This window comes from Ancylobacter polymorphus, assembly GCF_030813495.1.
Lineage (GTDB): Bacteria > Pseudomonadota > Alphaproteobacteria > Rhizobiales > Xanthobacteraceae > Ancylobacter > Ancylobacter polymorphus.
Window position 1 is genome coordinate 315214 of record NZ_JAUSUI010000001.1, and the last position, 20476, is coordinate 335689.

Below are 20476 nucleotides of genomic sequence, written 5' to 3' on the forward strand. Positions count from 1 at the left end.
GCGAACGTGACGTGGACCCGCCTGTTCGTCAGCGAGTATTTCCCGCTATTCGTGGCTTTCGTCGCCATCGTGCCGCTGCTGGCGGGATGGGCCTGCTACCGCGTGGCGATGCACCCGCGTCTCGTCGCGGTGTTCGTGCCGCGCGACCTGCAGACCTCCTATCTCGGCGCGCTCACTTTGCCTTTCGCGCTGTTCCTCGCCTTCATGGTGAGCGACATCTGGAACCGCGAGACGCTCTACGCCAAGACCGTGCTGCAGGAAGTGCAGAAGCTCGACGCCATGCTCGACGTGGCGCGCGTGTGCGGTCCGGTCTGCGCACCGATCGACGAGGCGGTGGGCGTCTATGCCCGCGCGCTCGCGCGCTATGAATGGGACGAGGGGTGGGTGCGCCCGCAAGCCGAGGTCTCAGCCACCTTCGAGGCGCTGGTCGACGCCATCGGCCGGGCGGAGGCGGATTCCGCCATTCCGACCTATATCCGCTCGGTGCTGCTGACCGGGCAGATCGAACTGCGCCGGCTGCGCACGGATCGCTACTTCATCCTGCATGCCGATCTGGCGCCGCATCGCTGGATCGTGGTGATGGTGCTGGGCCTGCTGTCGCTGGTCGGGCTGGCGGCGCTGCATGTGGGCAAGCCCTATCAGCTCATTCTCGGCCTCTCGACCTTCGCCATCGCCTTCTCGATGACGCTCGCCTACACGGTGGTGCTGGCCTGGCCGACGGTGGACGAGAGCATCATCCCGTCCGAACAGCTGCGCCGGGTGCTGGAATAGCGCCGCCCGGCGCCGCGCGGGCGGTCAGTACCCGACCGCCGTGCCGTGCAGGTCATAGGCGTCGGCGCGCTCGATCTTGACGGTGACGATCTCGCCGACGCGCAGCGGACGGCGGGCGGCGACATGCACCACGCCGTCGATTTCCGGCGCGTCCGCCTTGGAGCGGCCGATGGCGACGGTGGGGCCGACGCTGTCGATGATGACCTGCTGGCGGGTGCCGACCTTGCGCTTGAGGCGGCGGGCGCTGACGCGCTGCTGCACCTCCATGAAGCGCTTCCAGCGCTCCTCCTTCACCTCGTCCGGCACCATGTCGGCGCCAAGCGCATTGGCGGGGGCGCCGTCCACCGGCTCATATTTGAAGCAGCCGACCCGGTCGAGTTCCGCCTCTTCGAGGAAGGCGATGAGTTCCTCGAACTCCGCCTCGGTCTCGCCGGGGAAACCGACGATGAAGGTCGAGCGCAAAGTGAGGTCCGGGCAGGCGGCGCGCCAGGCCTGGACGCGGGCGAGCGTCTTCTCGTTCGAGGCCGGGCGCTTCATCCGCTTGAGCACGGTCGGGGAGGCGTGCTGGAAGGGGATGTCGAGATAGGGAAGGATGACGCCCTCCGCCATCAGGCCGATCACCTCGTCGACATGGGGGTAGGGGTAGACATAGTGCATGCGCACCCAGGCGCCGAGGCCGCCGAGCTCGCGCGCCAGATCGAAGAAGCGGGCGCGGACTTCACGGTCCTTCCAGGTGCTCGGCGCGTAGCGCAGATCGACACCATAGGCCGAGGTGTCCTGCGAGATGACGAGGAGTTCCTTCACCCCGGCATTCACCAGCCGCTCCGCCTCGCGCAGCACATCGGCCGCCGGCCGGCTGACGAGATCGCCGCGGAGCTTGGGGATGATGCAGAAGGTGCAACGGTTGCTGCAGCCCTCGGAAATCTTGAGATAGGCGTAATGGCGCGGGGTGAGCTTGATGCCCTGCGGCGGCACCAGATCGACGAAGGGATCGTGCTGCGGCGGCACCGCCTGATGCACGGCCGCCAGCACGCTTTCATATTGCTGCGGGCCGGTGACGGCGAGCACGCCGGGATGCACGTCGCGAATCTGCTCGGGCTCGGCGCCCATGCAGCCGGTGACGATGACCTTGCCGTTTTCCTTCAGCGCGTCACCGATGGCGGCGAGGCTTTCGGCCTTGGCGCTGTCGAGAAAGCCGCAGGTGTTGACGATGACGAGATCGGCGCCCTCGTGATGGCGCGACAGCTCATAGCCTTCCGAGCGCAGGCTGGTGATGATCCGTTCGCTGTCGACCAGCGCCTTCGGGCAGCCGAGCGAAACGAAGGAGATGCGCGGCGCCTCACCGCGCGCGGGGGAGAGGGCGTCGGGGGACGCGATGTCGGCCATGATCGTGGGGGTACCCGGCATTTCAGGATCGCGAGGCGTTACGGCACGCCGCCCGATCCGTCAACTGCGCCGAGCGCGGCCCCGCCATGCCGAGCTCCCTCTCACACGCGGCCCCGACGCGGATCTCAGGCCGCCTGGTCTTCCACCGACTGGGCGAGCACGCTCTCGAACAGCTCGACCTCGGGATGGCCGAGATAAAGCGGCTTGTTGGCGCCGGCGCTGCCATGGGCCTTGCGGAAGGCTTCCGAGCGCGTCCACGCCTCGAAATCCGCCCGCGACGCCCATTCCGAATGCGAGGCATAGAGTGTGTGGTCGTCCTTGGTGGGACCGCGCAGCAGGTGGAACGACTTGAAGCCCGGCACGGTGCGCAGATGGCTGTCGCGCTCGCGCCAGACGGTTTCGAAATCGGCTTCCGAGCCGAGCTTCACCTTGAATCGGTTCATTGCGAGGAACATGGCGCTCTCCTGTGTTTGACCCGGCAGCGCAGACTTAACCCATTGCAACGCCAAGGTCGATGCGGCGCAGGGCGGCACGTGCCGCGCGCAAAAAGAAGGGCGGCTCGCGCCGCCCGCCAATATCCGGGAGAGACACATCCGGAACTGGGCTTACTTCAGCTTGTCGACATCGATGCCGAAGGTGACGGCGCCGATGGCCACATCCTTGTCGGAGATGGTCACGCTGACCTGGGCGATCTTCTTGCCGTCCTCTTCCTCGACCTTGTCGACGAAGATGGTGCCGGGGCCGACCGCATAGGTCTTCTGCCACTTCGCCTCATCGGCCTGCCAGAGGTCCGAGGTGCCGTCGGTCTGCCCGACATTGAGGCCGCGATTATCCATCACGAACGCCTCGGTGATGACGCCACCGGACGCGTTCCTCTTCTCGATGAGGAACTCGGACAGCTTGTTCTTGCGGACCGGATCGACCACTGCGGGGTCCTTGGCGACCCACGCCTTGTCGAGGGCGATGATGTCTTCCTGCATCAGGCGCTTATGCGCCTTGTTCGAGTCGATGACGGCGGTGATCACCACCGGGTCGCTGAGCCAGGGGACGATCTTCTCCTGCACATAGGCCGTCGCCGGCTTCACATGCGCCGCCTGTTCCTGCGCGAAGGCGGGGGCGACGGCAAAAAGGCTCGTCGCCGCAGCGAGGGCGACGAAGGTGCTGCGGATCTTCATTGGCGTTTCCTCCTCAGGACGGTCTTCTGCCGTCCGTACGCAGCGTAGCATGATGTATCGGCGGGCGCGCAAGAGGTATTCGACGCTGCACGGCAGCATTAATAATGCCATTAATTCGCACGAGCGAAATATTTCAGTGGCGAATAGTATAGTTTTTACTTATGCGGCCAGGATGGCAACAGTTCGGCCCGGCGCGGCACCGGAAAAGCGCCGCGCGCCATCAACAGAAGGTCGCGACAGCTGACCAAGGGGAGCAAGCACGCTGGCGACGCTTTTCTATTGGCTCGCACGCCTCCGGTACCTGCGCACTAACCATGAGCCATCGTCTGGAATGCCGCATTACATGTACGATGTTCCGTATTCTTCATGGGGGACATCACCTTTTCACGCAAAAGTGTGAATGCGCTTCCGCCCCAATTGGCGCGATTCGCCACGGTCGTGCCCGGATACTTCTTGACTGCGTCATTTGGGTGCCAAGATCGTCAGCCTAGGATGTGCCTGCCCGTCGAGGGTCACGGCCCCACCTCCGACGGGTTTCACAAAAGGCCGAAAACGGGAGGTTCACATGACCAACATTGTTGAAGGCCCCGCCTTTCGCCCCGAACCGCTGCACCTGCTCATCGGTCAGGAGGACCTGACCGTCGCCTCGCTGGACGAGGCCATCGGATTCATCCGTTCGCTGCGTCACGACCGGCTCGGCCGTTTCGCCGAAATGCTGCTCACCCAGCTGGAATCGGCCCGCCTGCCGCAGCAGAAGAGCGACGCCTGGGTCGCCTTCGCCACCTGGACTCAAGCCTGCCAGCTGCGCAACGACGCGCATCACTGGAGCCGGGCCGCGTAGGCGGCGGTAACCGATTGGCGCGCGGGAGGACCTATGCACTTCCCGCGCGTGGGCTTCCCGGCAAAGCGATGGCGGCTGCCGCGCGGTTGGGGTAAGCGTGACAGCGGGGGAAGATCGATCCGTTAGTCGAGCAACCGATTTGAAGCCTGTCACTGCCACCGTCGCCGCGCTCGCCGTCGGCGCTGCCCTCATCGCCCCGCCCGCCGCAACGGCCCAGACCAGCCGGCGCGCCGACCAACCGGAACCGGCCTCGCCGCCTGTCGTCCTGCTGCTGGACGGTCTCGGGGTCTATGTCGAGAACGACTATATCGGCGTCTCCGCCTTGACGCGGCCGCTGGCCCGGCAGGGCTTCCAGACCCGAACCGATTCGCATCTGATGATGAAATCCAGGGGCGTGGTGCCCGATGTCATCATCGGCCATTCCATGGGCGGGGAGAGCGCCCTGCGCTACGCCAGCGAGTTGGCGCGCGCCGGCTACAAGCCGCCGCTGGTCATCACCATCGACGCCGCGCCGGCCCCGCCGGCCTGCACCGTGCCGCGCTGCATCAACATTGCCGGCCCCGGCTTCGCCAATGTGCGCGGCGCCCGCAACATCAGCGCCTGGGACGCCGGCGCCCGCTTCGTCAACCACGCCCAGCTGCCGACCCACGCCGCCGTGCAGGAGCTGATCCTGAGGGAGACCGGCGCCTTCATGGCAGCCTGGAAGGCGGGTCAGCCCAAGGTCGCGCGCAGCGGCGCCAAACCGGCCGCGCGGCAGAACGGGGCGGAAGCCGCCGCTTCCGCCGAGCCTTCTCCGCCGCCGGCAACGCCGAAAATGTGGACCATGCCGGGCTGGACCGTGCCCGACTGGGCGACACCGGGCGGAGCCGGCACCCGCCAGGGCGGCTGAACGGCGCGAGGGCCGGGCCGGGAGGACGTCAGCCCTTGCTGTAGCGCAGATGGTCGATCAGCGCCCGCAGCTTCGGCGCGAGATTGCGCCGGCTCGGATAGTAGAGATAGAACCCCGCAAAGGGTGGGCAATACGCTTCAAGAAGCGGCACCAGCTCGCCCCGGGCGATGGAGGGCCGGAACGTCTCCTCCAGGCCGAAGGTGAGGCCGGCCCCGGCCAAGGCGAGCTTGATCATCAGCGCCATGTCGTTGGTGGTGATCTCCGGCGCCACGGCGACGGTGAAATCCCGGCCATCTTCCGTGAACTCCCAGCGATAGGGCGCCTTCTGCGGCGCCGGCCGCCAGCCGATGCAGCGGAAGCCGGCGAGATCGCGCGGGTGCGCCGGCGCACCTTCACGCGCGAGATAGGCCGGCGCGGCGACCACGATCTGCCGCTGTTCGGCGGAAACCGGCACGGCGATCATGTCCTGCTCGATCACCTCGCCGAGCCGCACACCGGCGTCGAACCCCTCGGCGACGATGTCGAACTCCTCATCCGTTACCGTCACGTCGAGCTGCACCGCGGGATGGGCGGCAGCAAATCCCGCCAGCAGCGGGCCGGCGAGAAAGCGCTCGGCAATGGAGGAGACGGCGAGGCGGAGCTGGCCACGCGGCGCGCCGGCGTGATCGCCCGTGCTCTCAATCGCCGCCTCGATCTCCGCCAGCGCCGGGGCCAGCGCGGCATGCAGCCGCTCGCCGGCCTCGGTGAGGCTGACGCTACGCGTGGTGCGGCGCACCAGCGCGAGGCCCATCGCCGCCTCCAGCCGGCCGATGGTCTGGCTGACCGCCGAGCGGGTGACGCCGAGACGGTCGGCGGCGGCGCGGAAGCTACGCTGCTGTGCCACCAGCGCGAACACGGCGAGGGCATTGAGATCCATCGGCATTGGTAAGGCAAGCTTTCCTCTGTGTCGCCCAATGAGCGGCTACCGGCGACAATGCCCTCTCTCTACCTTCCTGCCAACGCCAAACGCACGGAAGGATTGTGAAATGGCTCTGGACAAGACGGCTCTCGACAAGGTGGTGCTCATCACCGGCGCCTCCAGCGGCATCGGTGCCGGCATCGCCCGCGAACTCGGCCGCGCCGGCGCCCGCCTCGCGCTGGGCGCGCGCCGCACCGACCGGCTCGACGCATTGGCCGGCGAGATCGCCGCAGCGGCCGGCGCCGAGGTGATGGCCCGCCGGCTCGACGTGACCGACCGCGCCGATGTCGCCGCCTTTGCCGAGGCGGCGCGGGCGCGCTTCGGCCAGGTCGACGTGCTCATCAACAATGCCGGCATCATGCCGCTCTCGCTCATGGCCTCGCTGAAGGTGGAGGAGTGGGACCGCATGGTCGATGTGAACATCAAGGGCGTGCTCAACGGCATCGCGGCCGTGCTGCCGGAGATGACCGCGCGCGGCGCCGGCCACATCGTCAACATCGCCTCCATCGGCGCGCTGTCGGTGGTGCCGACAGCGGCGGTCTATTGCGCCACCAAATTCGCCGTGCGCGCGATTTCGGAGGGGCTGCGGCAGGAGAACCGGCAGCTGCGCGTCACCTGCCTCCATCCCGGCGTGGTGGAGAGCGAACTCGCCGACGCCATCACCGATCCCGCCGCCGCCGAGGCGATGAAGGGCTACCGTGCCATCGCCCTGACGCCGGACGCCATCGGCCGCGCGGTGCGCTTCGCCCTCGAACAGCCGGATGATGTCGATGTGAGCGAGATCGTCATCCGCCCCACCGCGAGCGCGTGAGTGCGGCCATGGCCCGCGCCCTCCGCCTGCTGACACGCCGCGCCGCCGGGAGTGCGGCGCTCCTCCTTGCCCTTGCCGGAGCCGTTGCCGCCATGCCCCAGCCCACGCTCGCACCGCCCGCCGCTCCCCGGACCGCGCCCGACCGGGATCATCCCTATGTCGGGCTGTGGGTCACCACCGATCGCTATGTCAGGCACGAATTGCTACCCGATGGCCGCTATGACGAGGCGCGGGGCTCGCGCGAGAGCGCCTATAGCGGCCGCTACGAGGTGCGGGGGACGCAGATCGACTATTGGGACGACACCGGCTTCACCGCCGACGGCGTGTTCGTCGATGAAAACACGCTGCACCATGGCGGCATGGTGTTCCGCAGGGTTAGGTGAGCCGGGCCGGACCGGGCAGCTCCGCCCCGATGACGCGGGCGAGGGGAAGCGGCCGGGTCGGCGACGCACCCGCCACCCCTCCCGCCGCGACGATCCGGCGGTGGAACGGCTTGACGAGCAGGCACCGGCTGGGGCATGGCTCGCCGGCGATCCTGCCCGGCATGCCGGGCACCCGAACCCGACACCTGACGGGCGGCTTGCCGGCGTAGCTTTCTCCGGGCGAAGCTCTCTCCTCGCGAGTCTGCCTCCTGGCGAGGCTGCGTCATCGGGACGGATGGAACCCGGTGCCGGTCCGGTCCCGGGTAGGGGAAAAGGATCGCCGATGATGTCCGCCGCAATGGGCGATGTCGTCACGGGGAAGGGTGGCCGAGTGGTTTAAGGCAGCGGTCTTGAAAACCGCCGTGGGTGCAAGCCCACCGTGGGTTCGAATCCCACCCCTTCCGCCAACAACACAATACAACAACTATGCAGCGCCTGGATTAACCAAACACGCCAATATGCAACAGGTTTACAACTTTTATCGGTTGTAGTCGCGTTGCATCGCCTTGAAGACCCCTCGGTGGGGTTTTATCCTGCCCCCGACATCACCAAAAAGCGGGGGTTGGGCGTGTCGCTCACCGACATGGAAATTCGCCGCGCCAAGCCGCGCGACAAGACCTTCAAGCTGACCGATTCCGGCGGGCTCTACCTCGCTATCTCGCCGACAGGTGGCCGGCAGTGGCGCTGGAAATTCCGCCATGGCGGCCAAGAGCGCGCCCTCTCGTTGGGCGCTTACCCCCAGGTCGGTTTGGCCGAGGCACGTCGCCAACGCGACATTGCGCGCGACCACCTGAAGGCTGGCAAAGATCCATCCCTTGAGAAGAAGCGCCAGGTCGAGCGGCGCCTCAACAGCACCTTTGAGCACATCGCAGGCGAATGGTTCGAAAGCCGAAAGGCCGGATGGGTGCCGAAGCACGCGAGCGACGTTCGCAAGAGCTTGGAACGCGATATCTTCCCGGAATTCGGCCAGATCGCCATGACGGACATCAGACCACGGGATGTGCTGGAGGCGCTACGGCGCGTAGAGGTCCGCGGTGCCGTTGAGACGGCGCACCGCCTGCGACAACGGATCGAGGAGATATTCGCCTACGCTATGGGAATGGGCCTCGCGGAGGACAACCCGGCCGTGGTGGTGGCGAGAGCGTTGAGGCCCGTCCGCAAGGGGCGCCAGCCGGCCGTTGTCACCCTAGACGAGGCGAGGGGCGTACTGCGCGATGCCGAGGCGCTCCCCGGGCACCCGACAACAAAGCTGGCTTTGCGGCTCCTTGCCCTGACAACGGTGCGCCCGGGCACGATCATCTCGACCCCATGGGACGAGCTGCTGCCGACCTTGGAGGGGGATCAGCCGGTATGGCGTATCCCTGCGGCGCGGATGAAGCTGAAGGTGCAGTACAAGCTCGACGACAGCCGCGACCATCTGGTGCCGCTGTCGCGGCAGGCCGTCGACCTCATAAGAGCACTGCACGCCCTGAACCATCGCTCGCCGTTCGCGTTCCCGAACGTCCGCTTCCACCACCGGCACATGAGCGAGAACGCGATCGGCTACCTGCTCAACCGGGCCGGCTTCCATCAGCGGCACGTGCCCCACGGCTGGCGCGCGACATTCTCGACGATCATGAATGAGCGCTACCCCGGCGACCGGCACGTCATCGAGGCAATCCTCGCGCATGTGCCCGAGAACAAGGTCGCCGCCGCCTATAACCGCGCGCTCTATCTCGATCGGCGGCGGGAGCTTCTGCAGGAGTGGGCGGACATGCTGCTGGAAGGGCAGGCCGGACTTGCCGACATCGTGAAGCTGCCCCGCCGTTGACACGCCGCGGGGGTGCGGGCTTCGATTGGCGATGGTTTACAGCGGATCGACCATCGGCGCGAAGCTCGAGGGTGGGTTTTCCCTCTGGGCGCAGTGCTACCGTGACGGATGCCGGCATATGGCCGAGCTCGACCTGCAAATGCTCGTCGAGCGGCTTGGCCCCGAACACAGCACGCTTCGCAAGGATCTCTGCCCGAAGCTGCGCTGCAGCGGATGCGGCGGAAAGGATGTGGGGATTTGGTCCGCTGGTGGGGGACGCAGCCCATGTGGGGCGCCCTATGGCGGTACTGAACTTCAGAGCTCTGCAAACGCGAAAAGGACCCCGCTGCCTCCGGAAGGAAGCAGCGGGGCCTAGATAACTGAGGCGCTTCCAATCCCGCACGTACTGACTAAATTACCTTCATGACGATTGAAGTCGATTACGGCGACCTGCCGATTAGCAAGCCCGAGCAGGACAAGTTCGGCATCGACGGCTTCGTTCGATCGCTCGCCCGCTCCGTCACAAACATGCGTTCGCCAAGCGGGGTGGTCATAGCGCTCAACGGCCAGTGGGGATCGGGCAAGAGCAGCGCAATGAACCTGCTCAAGCACCACCTGTTGGATGCGACGACCGCTGGGGAAATTGAGCTCGTCGACTTCAATCCGTGGTGGTTCCGCGGCGAGGAGGCCCTCGTGCTCGCGTTCTTCCGCGAGCTCTACTCTGCTACCAAGCCGAGCCTGAGCGAGAAAGCCGGGAAACTGCTGCCAAAGCTCGGGGCGCGTCTTCTCAACGCAGGCGGGGCCGTGGCTCCCATCGCGGACGCGGTGGGCGCACCCGGCACCGGCGCGATCGCGTCGGGCGTGATGGGTTGGCTCAGCAGCATGATCGAGGACGGCGAAAGCGTCGAGAAGCTGCACCGGCAGCTGTCCGAGGCGCTCGCCGGGCAGTCGAAGCGCTTCGTGGTGCTGATCGACGATATCGACCGCCTCGCGCCAGACGAGGCGCTCGCGATGTTCAGGATGGTCAAGTCCGTCGGCCGGCTGCCCAACGTCATCTACGTTCTTTCCTTCGACCGAGAGCTCGCCGAGCGCGTAGTCGCCGAGCGCTTCCCGTCTGAGGGCCCGCACTATCTTGAAAAAATTGTCCAGGCAGCCTTCGAGCTGCCGGCGCCGCTTGAGGAGGATGTGCAGCGAATCCTGATCGAGCATATCGACGCGCTGGTGGGCGGGATCGAGAAGCATCGACAGCTCAACGTGATGAACATGTTCCATGCCGCCGTCGCGCCGGAAATCAGGACCCCTCGCGACGCCGCGCGCTACATCAACGCTCTTACGATCACCTGGCCTGCCGTCGATGGCGAGGTGGACCTGGGCGACTTCATCGCTATCGAGGCATTCCGGCTGTTCCAACCATCGATCTACCGTGCCGTCCGCGACAACCGGGCGCTTGTCTGCGAGGCGACCCGCGACCATTTTGAGCGCGACAAGGGCGCCGAACGTCTGGACGCAGTGCTCCTTTCGAAGATCTCGGAGAAACAGCGTTACCGCGATGCGCTCGTGCGTTTGTTCCCTGGACTGGATTCGATCTGGGGCAACACGATCCACCATGGATCAGGATCGGAGAAGGATCGGCGCATTGCCTCAACACGCCACTTCCAGACTTATTTCAGGATGTCAATCGATACCGACACGGTCTCGCGAAAGGACTTGGGCAGGATCCTCGCCAACCCTGCGGACTCGGCGGCAATCAGCTTTATTCTAATGGATGCGCTGAGCCAGCAGCGTCGAGACGGAACGACGCGCACTGCAGTTTGGCTGGAGGCGCTCGATGCGCACGCGGAGGAGATTCCGATCGACGCGGCCGAGCCTTTCCTGCGCGGCGTCTTCGCCGTCGCCGACGACATCAACGTCGACAGCGACCGCGCCCGAGGCTTTTCGTTCGGCGACAATCACCTGCGCATCCATTGGCTCTTGCGCAGTCTAATGCGCGGTCGGACTACGCTCCGGGAACGATCGGCCATCCTGCTTTCAGCAGCACATGCAGCTCAGCTGGGCTGGCTGGGCAATCTCACCGGCTCGGCATTCGACGACTATCATCCAGGCGAGGGCAAGAGCCGTGAACCCGACGACAAGTGCTTGCTGACCGAGGCGGACACTGAGACCGCCCGCGCTCTATTCCTCGATCGGATCAGGGCGGCAGCACTTGATGGCTCACTGATGGACGTCCCCCAGTTATTGCGGACGCTCTACCTTTGGCTGCAATTTCTCGACGACGATGCGGAGATTCGCGAATGGATCGCGCTCAGAATTGAAGAAGACACCTCGCTGGTGAGGCTCGCCAGCGCGTTCACAACGCAATCTTGGAGCCAGAGCTCGAACGATCTTGTCGCAATCAGGTCAGACAGAGCGTTCGTAGCGGACCTGGACAAGTTTATGGACCCCGATCGCTTCCGTTCGAACCTCACCGGCCTGCTCGCTCGATTGGAGGTGGGGTCTGACGACTATCGGACGGTCGATCGCTTCCTCAAAGCCTGGATGTACCGGGATGAGCATGGTGATCGGTGGGCCGGTCAAGGCGATGGGCTGTAGTGTCGAGGTCAAGACTCCCAGATGATTATCGATTCCAACTACATGGCGCTTGCCAACGTCGTGTTCGGTTATGCGCTCTCCCGCATGGCTGAACTCGGGAAGAAGGATCTCAAGCTCGCTCACTACACCAGTGCCGAGAACGCGCTGAACATAATCAACGGCGACACCGTGTGGCTTCGGAACGCGGGAGTGATGAACGACCATAGCGAGATCGAACATGGTCGCGACATACTCCAGGCCGCCCTAGACCTGCCGATGCTGGGCGGGCGCCTCTATGCGCTTCTCGATCAGGCTCACTTCGGCCTTGCCCAACGCATCGGCGATCATGTGAAGCGGCAACGCAAGCAGGCGCGTGAGCAAATTTTCATGGCATCACTGTGCGAGACTGCGGCTAATGATAGGCTCGGTCGCCTATCGATGTGGCGCGCCTACGGCGGTACGACATCCGGGGCCGCACTAGTGTTCAACGGCGACGTCTTCGCTAGTGCCGAGCTTCCGCTGCAGTCGTTCGCGAGCCCGGTGCTTTACGGCGACATCGATGAGTTTGCGCAGGAGTTTGAGACGCTTATCAATCGGCTGGACCAAGCGCCAGCCTTGCTCAGTAACGTGACTGCCGACATGGCATTCCGCGCTGTCAGCTCGGCCCTCGACTTCGCGATTCTGTCGGTCAAGCACAGGGGCTTCGAGGAGGAACGCGAGTGGCGCGTCATCCACCGTCCGTTTGACCAAGCGTCTCAACATGTCGTCAAGACGGTCGCGTCGATCGGCGGGACGCCCCAGCTCATCTACCAGATGCCGCTGGTGAGCCGGCCGGGTATGAACATATCGGGTCTGACGCTCGACCGGTTGCTGCATCGCGTGATTATCGGGCCGTCGCTTCATCCTGAAACAACGTGGCGAGCATTGGTCGAATCTTTGCGGGCTAAAGGCGTAACAAGCCCTGAGGCTCGTGTCGTGATAAGTGACATACCCTTGCGCCAGAGGGGCTAATTATTGCCGTCCGCTGTTGGCGCCCGAACCGAGCGTCAGTCATTATTTTGACGGGTCGCGTTCCAACTCCTGTGCCCAGAAGCACCTAGTCCTCTCCCGGCCCCATGCCGGACGTTGAGCCAAGCCTGTGGGAGGAACCCCGCGGAGGGCGGCCATCCGCGCACCCGGCGCGGACCTCAGGAGCGGGTGAAGAACCCGCGGATGGCGGCGATCAGCTCGGCCCAATAGGTCGTGATCAGCCAGTAAACGCCGCCGACGACCATCCCCACGACCGTGGTGCCGAGCGCTATGGCCGCGCCGATCTTGTCCTGGAACAGCTTGAAGCCTTTGATCTTGTCGCTGTGGTCTTGGAGGGTGGTGGCGTGCTGCTGCACGGTCTCGGCGACAGGTTTGATGGTGTGTTTGATGTCGGTGATGTTGTCCTGAACGGTGCGTATCTCCAGACGCACCTCCCTCCGGAACTCCGCGCCCGTGCGCCGCTCAATCTCCTGATCGTCCTTCATGTTCTGCATGTCGGCCCGCAGCGCGCCCAGGCTCTCCATGATGCGCAAGAGCATCGGGTCGGAATCTGCGATCACGGCTCACCGCCCGGCGCGGCCAGCGCCGCATCTCGCTTGTCGTAGAACTCCACAAGCGCGGCTTTGTCCGCCCCGCACTCCACCAGCGCCACGCGGTCTTTCGCCCACGAGCGCTCGGTTTGCCCCTGCGTCTTGCCCCCCGGCGGGATCACCACCGGCGCCGCGCACGGCTGGCGGAGCGCGGCCGGCGCCGGCTCAAGGGTAGGGCGCAGGGACGGTCGGACGGATGCGGTTGAGCCGCTGCACGCTGTCAGCCCCGAGGCAAGCGCGGTCGCGATCACGATCTTTGTCGGCTTCATCGGCCATCCTCTCCAATTCCGCCCGAAGGTCGTCCCGCATTCTCAGGATGCCGGCTATGCGCACCTCGATCTCCTCGCGGACGCGCCGGTTCTCATTCGCCTGCCGTTCCCTCTCAGCCGCCTCAGCAGCCCGGTAGCTGGCGACAAGCTGGTCGTATCGCCCCGTCCAGAGCGCTTCCGCCGCGCCGTAACCCTCGGCGTAGGCGAGGTGCTCGCGCCAGGCGACGAAGCCCCAGGCGCCGCCTGCCGCTGCAAGCGCCACACCGCCCCAAACAAGCGCCGTCTTGAGGCCCAGCGCTGAGGCCGCCGTCTTGATGATCCCGAGGGTCATTGCCCGAAGCCCTCCGGTGGTTCGTCGGCCGGCGATGGTCGGCGGGGCGGGAATCGGGGGCCGCCACGCGACCGGAGCTCGGCGTCGCGCTGGTTCTTGTCGTCCCACGCGGCGCCGAAGATGTATGACCCGAGCGTGCCGCCGGCGACGAGCGAGAGGTTCGTGATGATGACGCGGTTCAGCTCGGTGTCCTCGCCGAAAATGGCGAGGTAGCCGATGAGTGCGCCGCAGTAGAGCATGACCGCCAAGACGTAAGCCCGGCGGATGCGCCAAGGCGCGGTGAAGCTATGCATCACAGCCTCGCCGCCTGAACGTGCATCCAGTCATAGTTCGCCGCCCGGCCGAGCGAGACCCAGCCCTCGGCCTCCCAGATCTTCCAGAAGGCCTCTGCGTCGGGGCGCGCCAGCCGGGCCCGATCCCGGCCCCATTTGAGCTGGTTCCGCTCCGGGTCGAAGTCGATAGCGATGCCCCACGCGTGCATGCTGTAGCTGCTGCCGCCGCGCATCTTGCGGACGTTCAGCGAGCCGCCGAACAGGTCCAGACCCAGATCCTGGATCTTCGCCATTCCATAATGGGCGAGGACGCGATCCAGCGCTCGGGCGGCGCTCGGCGCCACCTTCTCGTGCAACGAGATGCGCGTGATGGTCTGCGATGTGTGCCACGCCAGCGCCATGGGATAGGGCAGCGGAATGGTGACCTGCCGCGTGCCGACGGCGCCGTAGAAGGACGGGACATCGGACTGACGCGGCCATGCGCCAGCCGCGACGCCCTTCGCTGCCGGCGCGGAATCGCGCCATGTCTCCACGCTCGCATCGCCGCGCCGGCGCGCATCCCACACCTCAAGCGCATACTGCGTCTGGGGGCCGGACAGGCCATCGATCTTGCCGGCATCGATGCCGTTCAGCTTCAGCACCGCCTGCTTCGCTGCCAGCTCCTTGCGTGCCGGCGGCCAAGCCGTGAAGCCGGCCGAGCCGGCCTCGACCAGCAAGGCGTTGATGGCGGTCTCGGTCTTGGTCCCCCATTCGCCGTCGGTGGCAAGCGGGGGCTTCCAGCCGCGCGCATTGAGCGCGGTCTGCAGGTCACGCAGATCCATGATGGGCTCCGGAAATGAAAGGGCCGCCCACAGGGGCGGCCAGGCAGCGGGATGTCGGGTCGGGTTACACCGGGCCGGCGGCGCGTCCGGTGGAGGTCGGCGAGGTGCTGGCGGTGCTTGGAGAACTGGGTGTAGCGCTACCCGTCCGGCTATCCTTCCCGACTTCCGAGGAGGGCTTTTTGACCTCGCATGTCACGACGTAGCCGCCGCGCTTGGTGAGGTTGTGCTCGACCCCGTCGATTACATACGTGCCGTCAATGCCGGGCCGCGTTCCAGATAACAACAGCGGCGCTTCGGGTTTTGCGAACGCTGTGCCGAGTATGAGGACAGAGCCCTCACCTCCGTTTCGTTCGGCACGGCTTTTCAGCGAGGCCGCGCGCGCATCGGCGGTCTTCTCTGAACTCGAAGTGAAGCGATCGGTGAAAATGGGCCCACTTCCGCCCTCGATCTCAGCGTCACGATCAATCCATCGCGACTTCCTTTCATCGAAGTACCGCGCGCGGACTTTCCTCGACCTCTCCCGTGAAGAGGTCGGGGTGATCGACCAGTTCAGAAGATTTTCGCCGAAGGCTGCGCGAACGGTGGGGAGCGCGACGCCGCCCGCGCTCTTGCCCGCGTTGGAGGGCAGGAAGATTGCCTTTCCGTCCTGCATCTTGAACGTGGCGCCGACCTCGCGTGAGATCCGCTGACCCCAATGCATGAAGGACTCGAACTGCATCGACCAATATGGACGTTCAATCAAACTCAGCTCGGGCGCGACGACAACGCCGTCTATGCCGGCGTTCTCCGCGAACTTCTTGGCCGCTTCCCCGAGCGTGGTGTCATCGAGATGCCGGCCCTGCGCCTCCCGCGCTGACGATCGCGGATCGACGCCCTTCGCGCTGATGTCGAGCTCACGGCCACCTCTCTTCGAGCCCCGCGACAGCACATCAGCAACGAACCCCGAAAAGGCCAGGCCGACGCCGTCGATGCTGTCTCCCAGAAGAATCCGCATCCGGTCGCCCTCCGTCGGCAGCTTCACAGAGCCATTCCGATCGGCGACCAGGATCGACGCGCTATCAGTCGCTACGCCTGAGCGATCGCTGACCCTGATCGACTTCACCACGGGCCTGAACCGGGAGGTGTAATCGATGCCGTTGACTTCGACGCGGTATAGGGGTTTCCGGAGCATCGCCTAGTCCCAGAGCTGCACGATATCGCTCGCGGGCGCCGCCGACGGCGGGTCGATCGGGATGACGATCTTCGTCCCGATTGGGAGCTCGGGGCCTTTCGCTGCCAGCCCTTGGTTAAGGTTGAGGATCCGCTCGTGCATGCCGATCATCGGCCGCTTAAAGCGGCGCCAGATGATGCGGGAGAGGGTGAACCCTTCGTTTTTCACCTCGTGCTCCTCGTAGGTGATCGTCACAGGGCACCTCCGAAAAGGTTGAAGATCGAATCCGCGAATGGCGCGTCCGACCGGAGGAGGTCAATCTCGAGTTCCACTGCCCCTGGCACGCCCACCCAATCGAGCGTTTCCCCCGTCTCCCTAAGACCTTCGATCAGGTAGAAGCCCAAGAGGAGACCATCGCCTCGCAAGAAAAGCTGGGGCACCGCGCTGGAGCGCGCCACCTCGAGCGCCGCGATCGAGGTCAATCCCCCAGCGAACAGGTCATCGTTGGGGAACGTGATGCAGCTGAGAGAGAATTTCCGCTCGCCGTCGCCCATGTCCTCGTAGGCCGGGGGAGCCCCAAGCACGTCGTGCTCCGCGAACGGGTATCGCGCTGAGTTCTGCGTCCGCGTCGGATTGAGGGGCGCGAGCCGCAGTTCGACAGGTCCAAGAGAATAGAGCATCAGGCGAAATCCAAACCGTAGTCGCCGAACACGCCGCGGAGCTCGCGCGAGATAGTTTCAGCGTTCTCCTGGGCGTTGCGGCCGTTGACGTTGAAGGTGATCGAGCCAATGCCACCCCTACCGCCACCTTTGCCGGACGGATGCACGGTGCCGTCTTGTGCGGGCGAGAAGAATTCCTGCCCGAACTCGTTGATCTGGTAGAGGCCGCCGGCATAGACCGAACCGCCGGAGGCGCGCCCCGGGCCCGTCGCGCGGCCGGCACTGTCGATACCGAGCCCGCCCGGTCCGCGCGCACCCGGCCGGTTCAGGCCAACGCCGGGGTACGCCATGGTCGGCCGCACCGGCACATCGATCCCGCCGCTGAAGATCGCCTTGATCCGCTCGAAGATCGACATGCCGGCCGCTTGGGCCGCCGGCTCGGCGTTCTTGAGGCCTGCGACGATGTCCGATCCGATGCCGCCGCCCGCTTCGCGCGCGGCCGGCGACGCCCCCTCCGCCGCAGCGATGATGGCTGCCCCAAAGCCGAAGTCCCCGGACATGGCCGACAGCATCGGGTTCTCAGAGACACGGGCCGCGTTCGGGTCGCTGGCGACGACGGCAGAGCCCGCCGCCAAGCCGAGGCCGCCGACCACCACACCACCAGTCGTGATGCCTGCCGCGAGCGCGCCGCCCGTGGCCGCGCCGGCGGCTGCCGATCCAGCCGTGCCGGCGGCAGCACCGCCACCCAGCTTGGCCGCTGCAGCGGAGAGCGCCGCCGCCGATCCGTTCAGGGCGACCGCCGAAGCCTGAAGACCAAAGCCGCCGGAGAGCGCGCTCCAGATCTTATAGGCGCCGAGCCCGACGCCGGCGGCGGCTCCGGCGCCGATTGCGAGGTCTCCAGTGGTCATCCCGCCTTCGCTGCGCGCCCAGGCAGCGATACGCCGCATGGCGTCGGCGAACGTGTTGAGGCCCCCGATCGCGGACGGCGTGAGGGGCTCGATGAGTGCCCCGACCGCATTCTTGAGCTGGTCGAGAGCACCAGCGGCGGCGACGAACGGGTCTCGCGCCGAGATCTCCGGTCCCGCGGCAGTCCCGGGGGCCTGGTTCATCTTCCGCTCTTTCGCGAGATATTGCTCCGCCTGCAACACCATGCGGCCGAAGAGGTCCGCAACGCGCTGGTTGGAGAACAGCTTGCTCATCGCGGCCGTTACCGCGACCTCATCATTCGTGTCGATCCCGCGCTTCTGCAGCGCCGGCACCAGCTTCTGGAGCGTGTATTCGAACGGGTCCTGCAGGAAAAGATCCTGGTCTTGGAACCGACCCTTCTTGTTCCGCAGCCCATACCGCTGCTGAACCGCGATCGAATCCTTGGTGGCGCGCCCGCCGATTACCTGCGACACGCTGGAGCCGAGAGCCGTGCCCACCTGGTCTGGTCCAATGTCGGCGATGAGCGCGGGCAGGATGCGGGTGAGGAAGCGCTCATTGAGCGCGAAGCCGCCGGACTTCGAACGCTTGGCGGCCGTGTAGACGTCGCCGACGCTGAATTCGGCGCCCTCCACCCCCTGCGCTCGCACGAACCCGTCGAGGAGAGAGCGGACCACGTCGATGTCGACGTTCTTGCCTAGGGTGTCGAGGCCGCGGAGAAGGCGGGTAAGGGACGAGAGCGCCTCGTCCGGGCTCTTCATGGAGCTGATGACGGCAAGGCTGTTCGCGAGGTCCGGGGCAAGCTGCATCGCGCCGCCGACGCCGATGTTCGTCAGCGACGTCTCTCGCAGGATGTTGTGCATGGTCGCGGCGTCGACCGCGCGCACGTCCCCCGAGGTCTGAAAGGCGCGCGCCTGCAGCTTGGCGCTGTCCTGTGCCGACAGGCCGGCGAGATAGTCGCGGGACTTCTCGCGCTCGAGCTCGGCCGCCGATAGAGCCGTGCCGCGGATCCCACGCCCGGCGAGATATGTTCCTCCGCCGAGACCGGCCGCATAGCCGAGGTTGCGGACCGTGTCGCTGCCCCAACCGACGAGCCGGCGACGCTCTCGTGCCTCCTGCCGCTCCATCTCGCGACGCGCGCGCGAGGCTTCGCGTTCGAGGCGACGAGCTTCGGCGGCGGCCTGGCGGGCCTCCTCCCGGGCAATGCGGGCAGTCTCTCGTGCGGCCTGCTGCTCACCCCGCGCGGCTTCACGCGCTGCGCGGATCTTCTCCCGGGCGGCATCCTTCGCGACCTTGGCGACTTCTCGCGCAACGTCTGCTGCGAGCCGCTTTTCGACGGCTGCGAGCATACGCGCTTCCCGGATCCCGTCGGCCGTGAGCTGGCGCCGGGCTTCGCGGATCTCGAGAATTCCCGCCAGAGCCTCGTTCTTCCATCGCGTGGCGGCCGACGTCTGGAAGATCTTGTCGCCCCCTTGGGCGATCTCCCGGTTGAGCGATGCCCAGGATGCCTTGAGCCGCTCGATCTCAGCGGGCGCCAGACGCAGCCGATCGATCTGCTTCTGGAATGCTGATCCCCAATTCGGCATCTTGCCCGTGGTGGCGGCGAAGTCGCGCGACACTTTCTCGGCACGGTCGAGCGACTTCGCGAGCGCGTCTACTGCGGCGGCAGCCTTCGGGGCACCCTTGGTGAGCTGATCCTTCAGCCCCAGGATGACATTCGCCTCGTAAGTGCGCGCCACGGCGTCTATTTCCTCTTCTTCGGCACCATGATGATCACCTTCTGCACGCGGTCGGCGCGCGCAGCCTCACGGCCTCGCTCGAACTCATAGGCCGCGTTGTAATCGGCGATGAGCTCGAGCCAGTCCTCGTCCATCAGCTCCGCCTTGCTGGCGTTCAGGACGCTTCGGAGGAAGGTGACGTACTCGCGCCACTGTCGGGGGTCAGCCCGTCCGCCGGACGCAAGCGGCGGGGCATGAAACGCTCGACGACCTCGCCGATAAGGTCGTCGTCGTCCGGGTCGAGGGAGTCCATGACCTCGGGCGGCGCGTCGAACATCGGCAGGCGCGCCTTGTCCGCATCGCGGGCGATGTCCGCGATGAAGTCCCGGATCTGGGCGAGCGTCATCCGGCTGACCGTGATCGCGGTCCAGACGCGCCCGTCGTATTCGACCGGGTACTGGAGCGGCACCACCTCGGAGCGGTTGCCGAGGAGCCGGGGGGCCGCCGGCTTACCGGCCGGCGCTTCGGTCTCGGTGTTGTGGTGGTCCATGATCACGCCAGCCCGATGTTTCGGGCCATCGTCTGGAAGACGATCTGCCCGTTCACCCGCCATCCCAGCGGCCCGTCCTGGTACTGGAACCAGTATTTTTCCTGGCTGTTCAGGTGCAGTGAATAATGGAGGACGTCGTCAATCTGGTAGTCGGTGGAGAAGCCGCGCTCGGCGTTGAACGCACCCATATCCGACTTGGTCATCCGCCCTTCAATCACCGCTCGGCCCGGAATCTCCTCGTTGGTGATCATGTTCCGGACGTTGCCGAGCAGGTAATACGAGAGGCGGCCGGTCGCCGACATCACGCGGTCCATGACGTCCGGGTTGATCCCGCGAAGCGAGAAGGTGAACTCGAAGGGTTCGAAGACACGGGTTCCCATCCGGATCTCCGCCAGCGCGCCGCCGCCAGTATGGCCACGGGTCTTCTCCTGCAGGGCAGGAAGCTTGAAGGTGTCGAGGACCAGGCCGAGCGCGCGCTGAGGGTCCGGCTCGCCGACAAAGAGGTTCGCCGCCTCCATCTCATAGGGGCTCTGCATCGGGTGTCTCCGTGATC

At 65.9% G+C, this 20476-nt stretch carries 24 protein-coding genes and 1 tRNA gene; 9 read left to right on the forward strand and 16 right to left on the reverse strand.

Annotated features, from left to right (window positions below):
• Positions 1-6: 6 nt before the first annotated feature.
• Complete coding sequence (locus J2S75_RS01700; RefSeq protein WP_307017587.1) at positions 7-771, forward strand: bestrophin-like domain; 765 nt, start codon at positions 7-9, stop codon at positions 769-771.
• A gap of 24 nt (positions 772-795) precedes the next feature.
• Here J2S75_RS01700 and rimO read toward each other — a convergent pair whose 3' ends face one another.
• The 3 genes from rimO to J2S75_RS01715 all read right to left on the reverse strand — a co-directional run bounded on the left by rimO (position 796) and on the right by J2S75_RS01715 (position 3332).
• Positions 796-2157: a 30S ribosomal protein S12 methylthiotransferase RimO gene (gene rimO / locus J2S75_RS01705; protein ID WP_307018479.1), complete on the reverse strand. Its 1362-nt coding sequence runs from the start codon at positions 2155-2157 to the stop codon at positions 796-798.
• Between the two features lie 125 nt (positions 2158-2282).
• Positions 2283-2612: a heme-degrading protein HmuQ gene (hmuQ, locus tag J2S75_RS01710; protein WP_307017589.1), complete on the reverse strand. Its 330-nt coding sequence runs from the start codon at positions 2610-2612 to the stop codon at positions 2283-2285.
• Positions 2613-2762: 150 nt separating this feature from the next.
• The gene (locus tag J2S75_RS01715) at positions 2763-3332 is read right to left on the reverse strand and encodes a hypothetical protein (RefSeq protein ID WP_307017591.1); all 570 of its coding nucleotides are present in this window, start codon (positions 3330-3332) and stop codon (positions 2763-2765) included.
• A gap of 565 nt (positions 3333-3897) precedes the next feature.
• On the opposite strand from J2S75_RS01715, the gene J2S75_RS01720 reads away from it, so the two are divergent.
• On the forward strand, positions 3898-4173 hold the full coding sequence (locus tag J2S75_RS01720; protein ID WP_244376620.1) for a hypothetical protein: 276 nt from the start codon (positions 3898-3900) through the stop codon (positions 4171-4173).
• A 139-nt stretch (positions 4174-4312) separates the two neighbouring features.
• Positions 4313-5062 carry a hypothetical protein gene (locus tag J2S75_RS01725; protein ID WP_307017594.1) on the forward strand — a complete coding sequence of 250 codons (750 nt, stop codon included), beginning with the start codon at positions 4313-4315 and terminating at the stop codon, positions 5060-5062.
• 28 nt (positions 5063-5090) lie between these two features.
• On the opposite strand, the gene J2S75_RS01730 is transcribed toward J2S75_RS01725, so the two are convergent.
• On the reverse strand, positions 5091-5984 hold the full coding sequence (locus J2S75_RS01730; RefSeq protein WP_307017596.1) for a LysR family transcriptional regulator: 894 nt from the start codon (positions 5982-5984) through the stop codon (positions 5091-5093).
• A 103-nt stretch (positions 5985-6087) separates the two neighbouring features.
• On the opposite strand from J2S75_RS01730, the gene J2S75_RS01735 reads away from it, so the two are divergent.
• From J2S75_RS01735 to J2S75_RS01760, 6 genes are all read left to right on the forward strand, one after another.
• Positions 6088-6831, forward strand: a complete 744-nt coding sequence (locus J2S75_RS01735) for an SDR family oxidoreductase (protein ID WP_307017598.1) — start codon at positions 6088-6090, stop codon at positions 6829-6831.
• A 92-nt stretch (positions 6832-6923) separates the two neighbouring features.
• Positions 6924-7214 carry an Atu4866 domain-containing protein gene (locus J2S75_RS01740; protein WP_307018481.1) on the forward strand — a complete coding sequence of 97 codons (291 nt, stop codon included), beginning with the start codon at positions 6924-6926 and terminating at the stop codon, positions 7212-7214.
• Positions 7215-7570: 356 nt separating this feature from the next.
• A tRNA-Ser gene (locus J2S75_RS01745) sits at positions 7571-7660 on the forward strand.
• A 161-nt stretch (positions 7661-7821) separates the two neighbouring features.
• Positions 7822-9063 carry a tyrosine-type recombinase/integrase gene (locus J2S75_RS01750; protein ID WP_307017600.1) on the forward strand — a complete coding sequence of 414 codons (1242 nt, stop codon included), beginning with the start codon at positions 7822-7824 and terminating at the stop codon, positions 9061-9063.
• A 402-nt stretch (positions 9064-9465) separates the two neighbouring features.
• Positions 9466-11631: a KAP family P-loop NTPase fold protein gene (locus tag J2S75_RS01755; RefSeq protein ID WP_307017602.1), complete on the forward strand. Its 2166-nt coding sequence runs from the start codon at positions 9466-9468 to the stop codon at positions 11629-11631.
• 21 nt (positions 11632-11652) lie between these two features.
• On the forward strand, positions 11653-12621 hold the full coding sequence (locus J2S75_RS01760) for a DUF2971 domain-containing protein (RefSeq protein WP_307017604.1): 969 nt from the start codon (positions 11653-11655) through the stop codon (positions 12619-12621).
• 176 nt (positions 12622-12797) lie between these two features.
• Here the strand turns inward: J2S75_RS01760 and J2S75_RS01765 are convergent, their stop codons facing one another.
• The 12 genes from J2S75_RS01765 to J2S75_RS01815 form a co-directional block, all read right to left on the reverse strand.
• Positions 12798-13199, reverse strand: coding sequence for a hypothetical protein (locus J2S75_RS01765; RefSeq protein ID WP_307017605.1), 402 nt, complete (start codon positions 13197-13199; stop codon positions 12798-12800).
• A complete protein-coding gene (gene lysC, locus J2S75_RS22535) occupies positions 13196-13498 on the reverse strand; it encodes an Rz1-like lysis system protein LysC (protein ID WP_442320023.1) in 303 nt (100 codons plus the stop codon). Before lysC ends, J2S75_RS01765 begins: the two co-directional genes overlap by 4 nt.
• The gene (locus J2S75_RS01770; protein WP_307017607.1) at positions 13395-13829 is read right to left on the reverse strand and encodes a hypothetical protein; all 435 of its coding nucleotides are present in this window, start codon (positions 13827-13829) and stop codon (positions 13395-13397) included. The genes lysC and J2S75_RS01770 overlap by 104 nt, the downstream gene beginning before the upstream one ends.
• Positions 13826-14122 (reverse strand): hypothetical protein, encoded by a 297-nt coding sequence (locus J2S75_RS01775; protein WP_307017610.1) that lies wholly within the window; start codon positions 14120-14122, stop codon positions 13826-13828. The genes J2S75_RS01770 and J2S75_RS01775 overlap by 4 nt, the downstream gene beginning before the upstream one ends.
• A complete protein-coding gene (locus J2S75_RS01780; protein WP_307017612.1) occupies positions 14122-14922 on the reverse strand; it encodes a M15 family metallopeptidase in 801 nt (266 codons plus the stop codon). Before J2S75_RS01780 ends, J2S75_RS01775 begins: the two co-directional genes overlap by 1 nt.
• A gap of 64 nt (positions 14923-14986) precedes the next feature.
• Positions 14987-16093 (reverse strand): phage late control D family protein, encoded by a 1107-nt coding sequence (locus J2S75_RS01785; RefSeq protein WP_307017613.1) that lies wholly within the window; start codon positions 16091-16093, stop codon positions 14987-14989.
• A gap of 3 nt (positions 16094-16096) precedes the next feature.
• The gene (locus tag J2S75_RS01790; RefSeq protein ID WP_307017615.1) at positions 16097-16327 is read right to left on the reverse strand and encodes a tail protein X; all 231 of its coding nucleotides are present in this window, start codon (positions 16325-16327) and stop codon (positions 16097-16099) included.
• Positions 16324-16752 (reverse strand): phage tail protein, encoded by a 429-nt coding sequence (locus J2S75_RS01795; RefSeq protein WP_307017617.1) that lies wholly within the window; start codon positions 16750-16752, stop codon positions 16324-16326. Before J2S75_RS01795 ends, J2S75_RS01790 begins: the two co-directional genes overlap by 4 nt.
• Positions 16752-19394, reverse strand: coding sequence for a hypothetical protein (locus J2S75_RS01800; RefSeq protein ID WP_307017619.1), 2643 nt, complete (start codon positions 19392-19394; stop codon positions 16752-16754). The genes J2S75_RS01795 and J2S75_RS01800 overlap by 1 nt, the downstream gene beginning before the upstream one ends.
• A 5-nt stretch (positions 19395-19399) precedes the next feature.
• Entirely contained in the window at positions 19400-19528 is a 129-nt protein-coding gene (locus tag J2S75_RS01805) for a hypothetical protein (RefSeq protein ID WP_307017621.1), read from the reverse strand.
• Positions 19529-19548: 20 nt separating this feature from the next.
• A complete protein-coding gene (locus J2S75_RS01810) occupies positions 19549-19923 on the reverse strand; it encodes a hypothetical protein (RefSeq protein WP_307017623.1) in 375 nt (124 codons plus the stop codon).
• A 2-nt stretch (positions 19924-19925) separates the two neighbouring features.
• Positions 19926-20459 carry a phage major tail tube protein gene (locus J2S75_RS01815; protein WP_307017624.1) on the reverse strand — a complete coding sequence of 178 codons (534 nt, stop codon included), beginning with the start codon at positions 20457-20459 and terminating at the stop codon, positions 19926-19928.
• Positions 20460-20476 lie beyond the last annotated feature (17 nt).

Excerpts from the sequence above, each read along its gene's own strand:
- J2S75_RS01785 (WP_307017613.1), bottom strand. The coding sequence starts at position 16,093 with ATGCTCCGGAAACCCCTATACCGCGTCGAAGTCAACGGCATCGATTAC.
- J2S75_RS01740 (WP_307018481.1), top strand. The coding sequence starts at position 6,924 with ATGCCCCAGCCCACGCTCGCACCGCCCGCCGCTCCCCGGACCGCGCCC.
- J2S75_RS01730 (WP_307017596.1), bottom strand. The coding sequence starts at position 5,984 with ATGCCGATGGATCTCAATGCCCTCGCCGTGTTCGCGCTGGTGGCACAG.
- J2S75_RS01810 (WP_307017623.1), bottom strand. The coding sequence starts at position 19,923 with ATGGACCACCACAACACCGAGACCGAAGCGCCGGCCGGTAAGCCGGCG.
- hmuQ (WP_307017589.1), bottom strand. The coding sequence starts at position 2,612 with ATGTTCCTCGCAATGAACCGATTCAAGGTGAAGCTCGGCTCGGAAGCC.
- J2S75_RS01805 (WP_307017621.1), bottom strand. The coding sequence starts at position 19,528 with ATGGACGAGGACTGGCTCGAGCTCATCGCCGATTACAACGCGGCCTAT.
- J2S75_RS01755 (WP_307017602.1), top strand. The coding sequence starts at position 9,466 with ATGACGATTGAAGTCGATTACGGCGACCTGCCGATTAGCAAGCCCGAG.
- J2S75_RS01815 (WP_307017624.1), bottom strand. The coding sequence starts at position 20,459 with ATGCAGAGCCCCTATGAGATGGAGGCGGCGAACCTCTTTGTCGGCGAG.
- J2S75_RS01795 (WP_307017617.1), bottom strand. The coding sequence starts at position 16,752 with ATGCTCTATTCTCTTGGACCTGTCGAACTGCGGCTCGCGCCCCTCAAT.
- J2S75_RS01735 (WP_307017598.1), top strand. The coding sequence starts at position 6,088 with ATGGCTCTGGACAAGACGGCTCTCGACAAGGTGGTGCTCATCACCGGC.
- J2S75_RS01720 (WP_244376620.1), top strand. The coding sequence starts at position 3,898 with ATGACCAACATTGTTGAAGGCCCCGCCTTTCGCCCCGAACCGCTGCAC.
- J2S75_RS01760 (WP_307017604.1), top strand. The coding sequence starts at position 11,653 with ATGATTATCGATTCCAACTACATGGCGCTTGCCAACGTCGTGTTCGGT.
- J2S75_RS01780 (WP_307017612.1), bottom strand. The coding sequence starts at position 14,922 with ATGGATCTGCGTGACCTGCAGACCGCGCTCAATGCGCGCGGCTGGAAG.
- J2S75_RS01715 (WP_307017591.1), bottom strand. The coding sequence starts at position 3,332 with ATGAAGATCCGCAGCACCTTCGTCGCCCTCGCTGCGGCGACGAGCCTT.
- rimO (WP_307018479.1), bottom strand. The coding sequence starts at position 2,157 with ATGGCCGACATCGCGTCCCCCGACGCCCTCTCCCCCGCGCGCGGTGAG.
- J2S75_RS01770 (WP_307017607.1), bottom strand. The coding sequence starts at position 13,829 with ATGACCCTCGGGATCATCAAGACGGCGGCCTCAGCGCTGGGCCTCAAG.
- lysC (WP_442320023.1), bottom strand. The coding sequence starts at position 13,498 with ATGAAGCCGACAAAGATCGTGATCGCGACCGCGCTTGCCTCGGGGCTG.
- J2S75_RS01775 (WP_307017610.1), bottom strand. The coding sequence starts at position 14,122 with ATGCATAGCTTCACCGCGCCTTGGCGCATCCGCCGGGCTTACGTCTTG.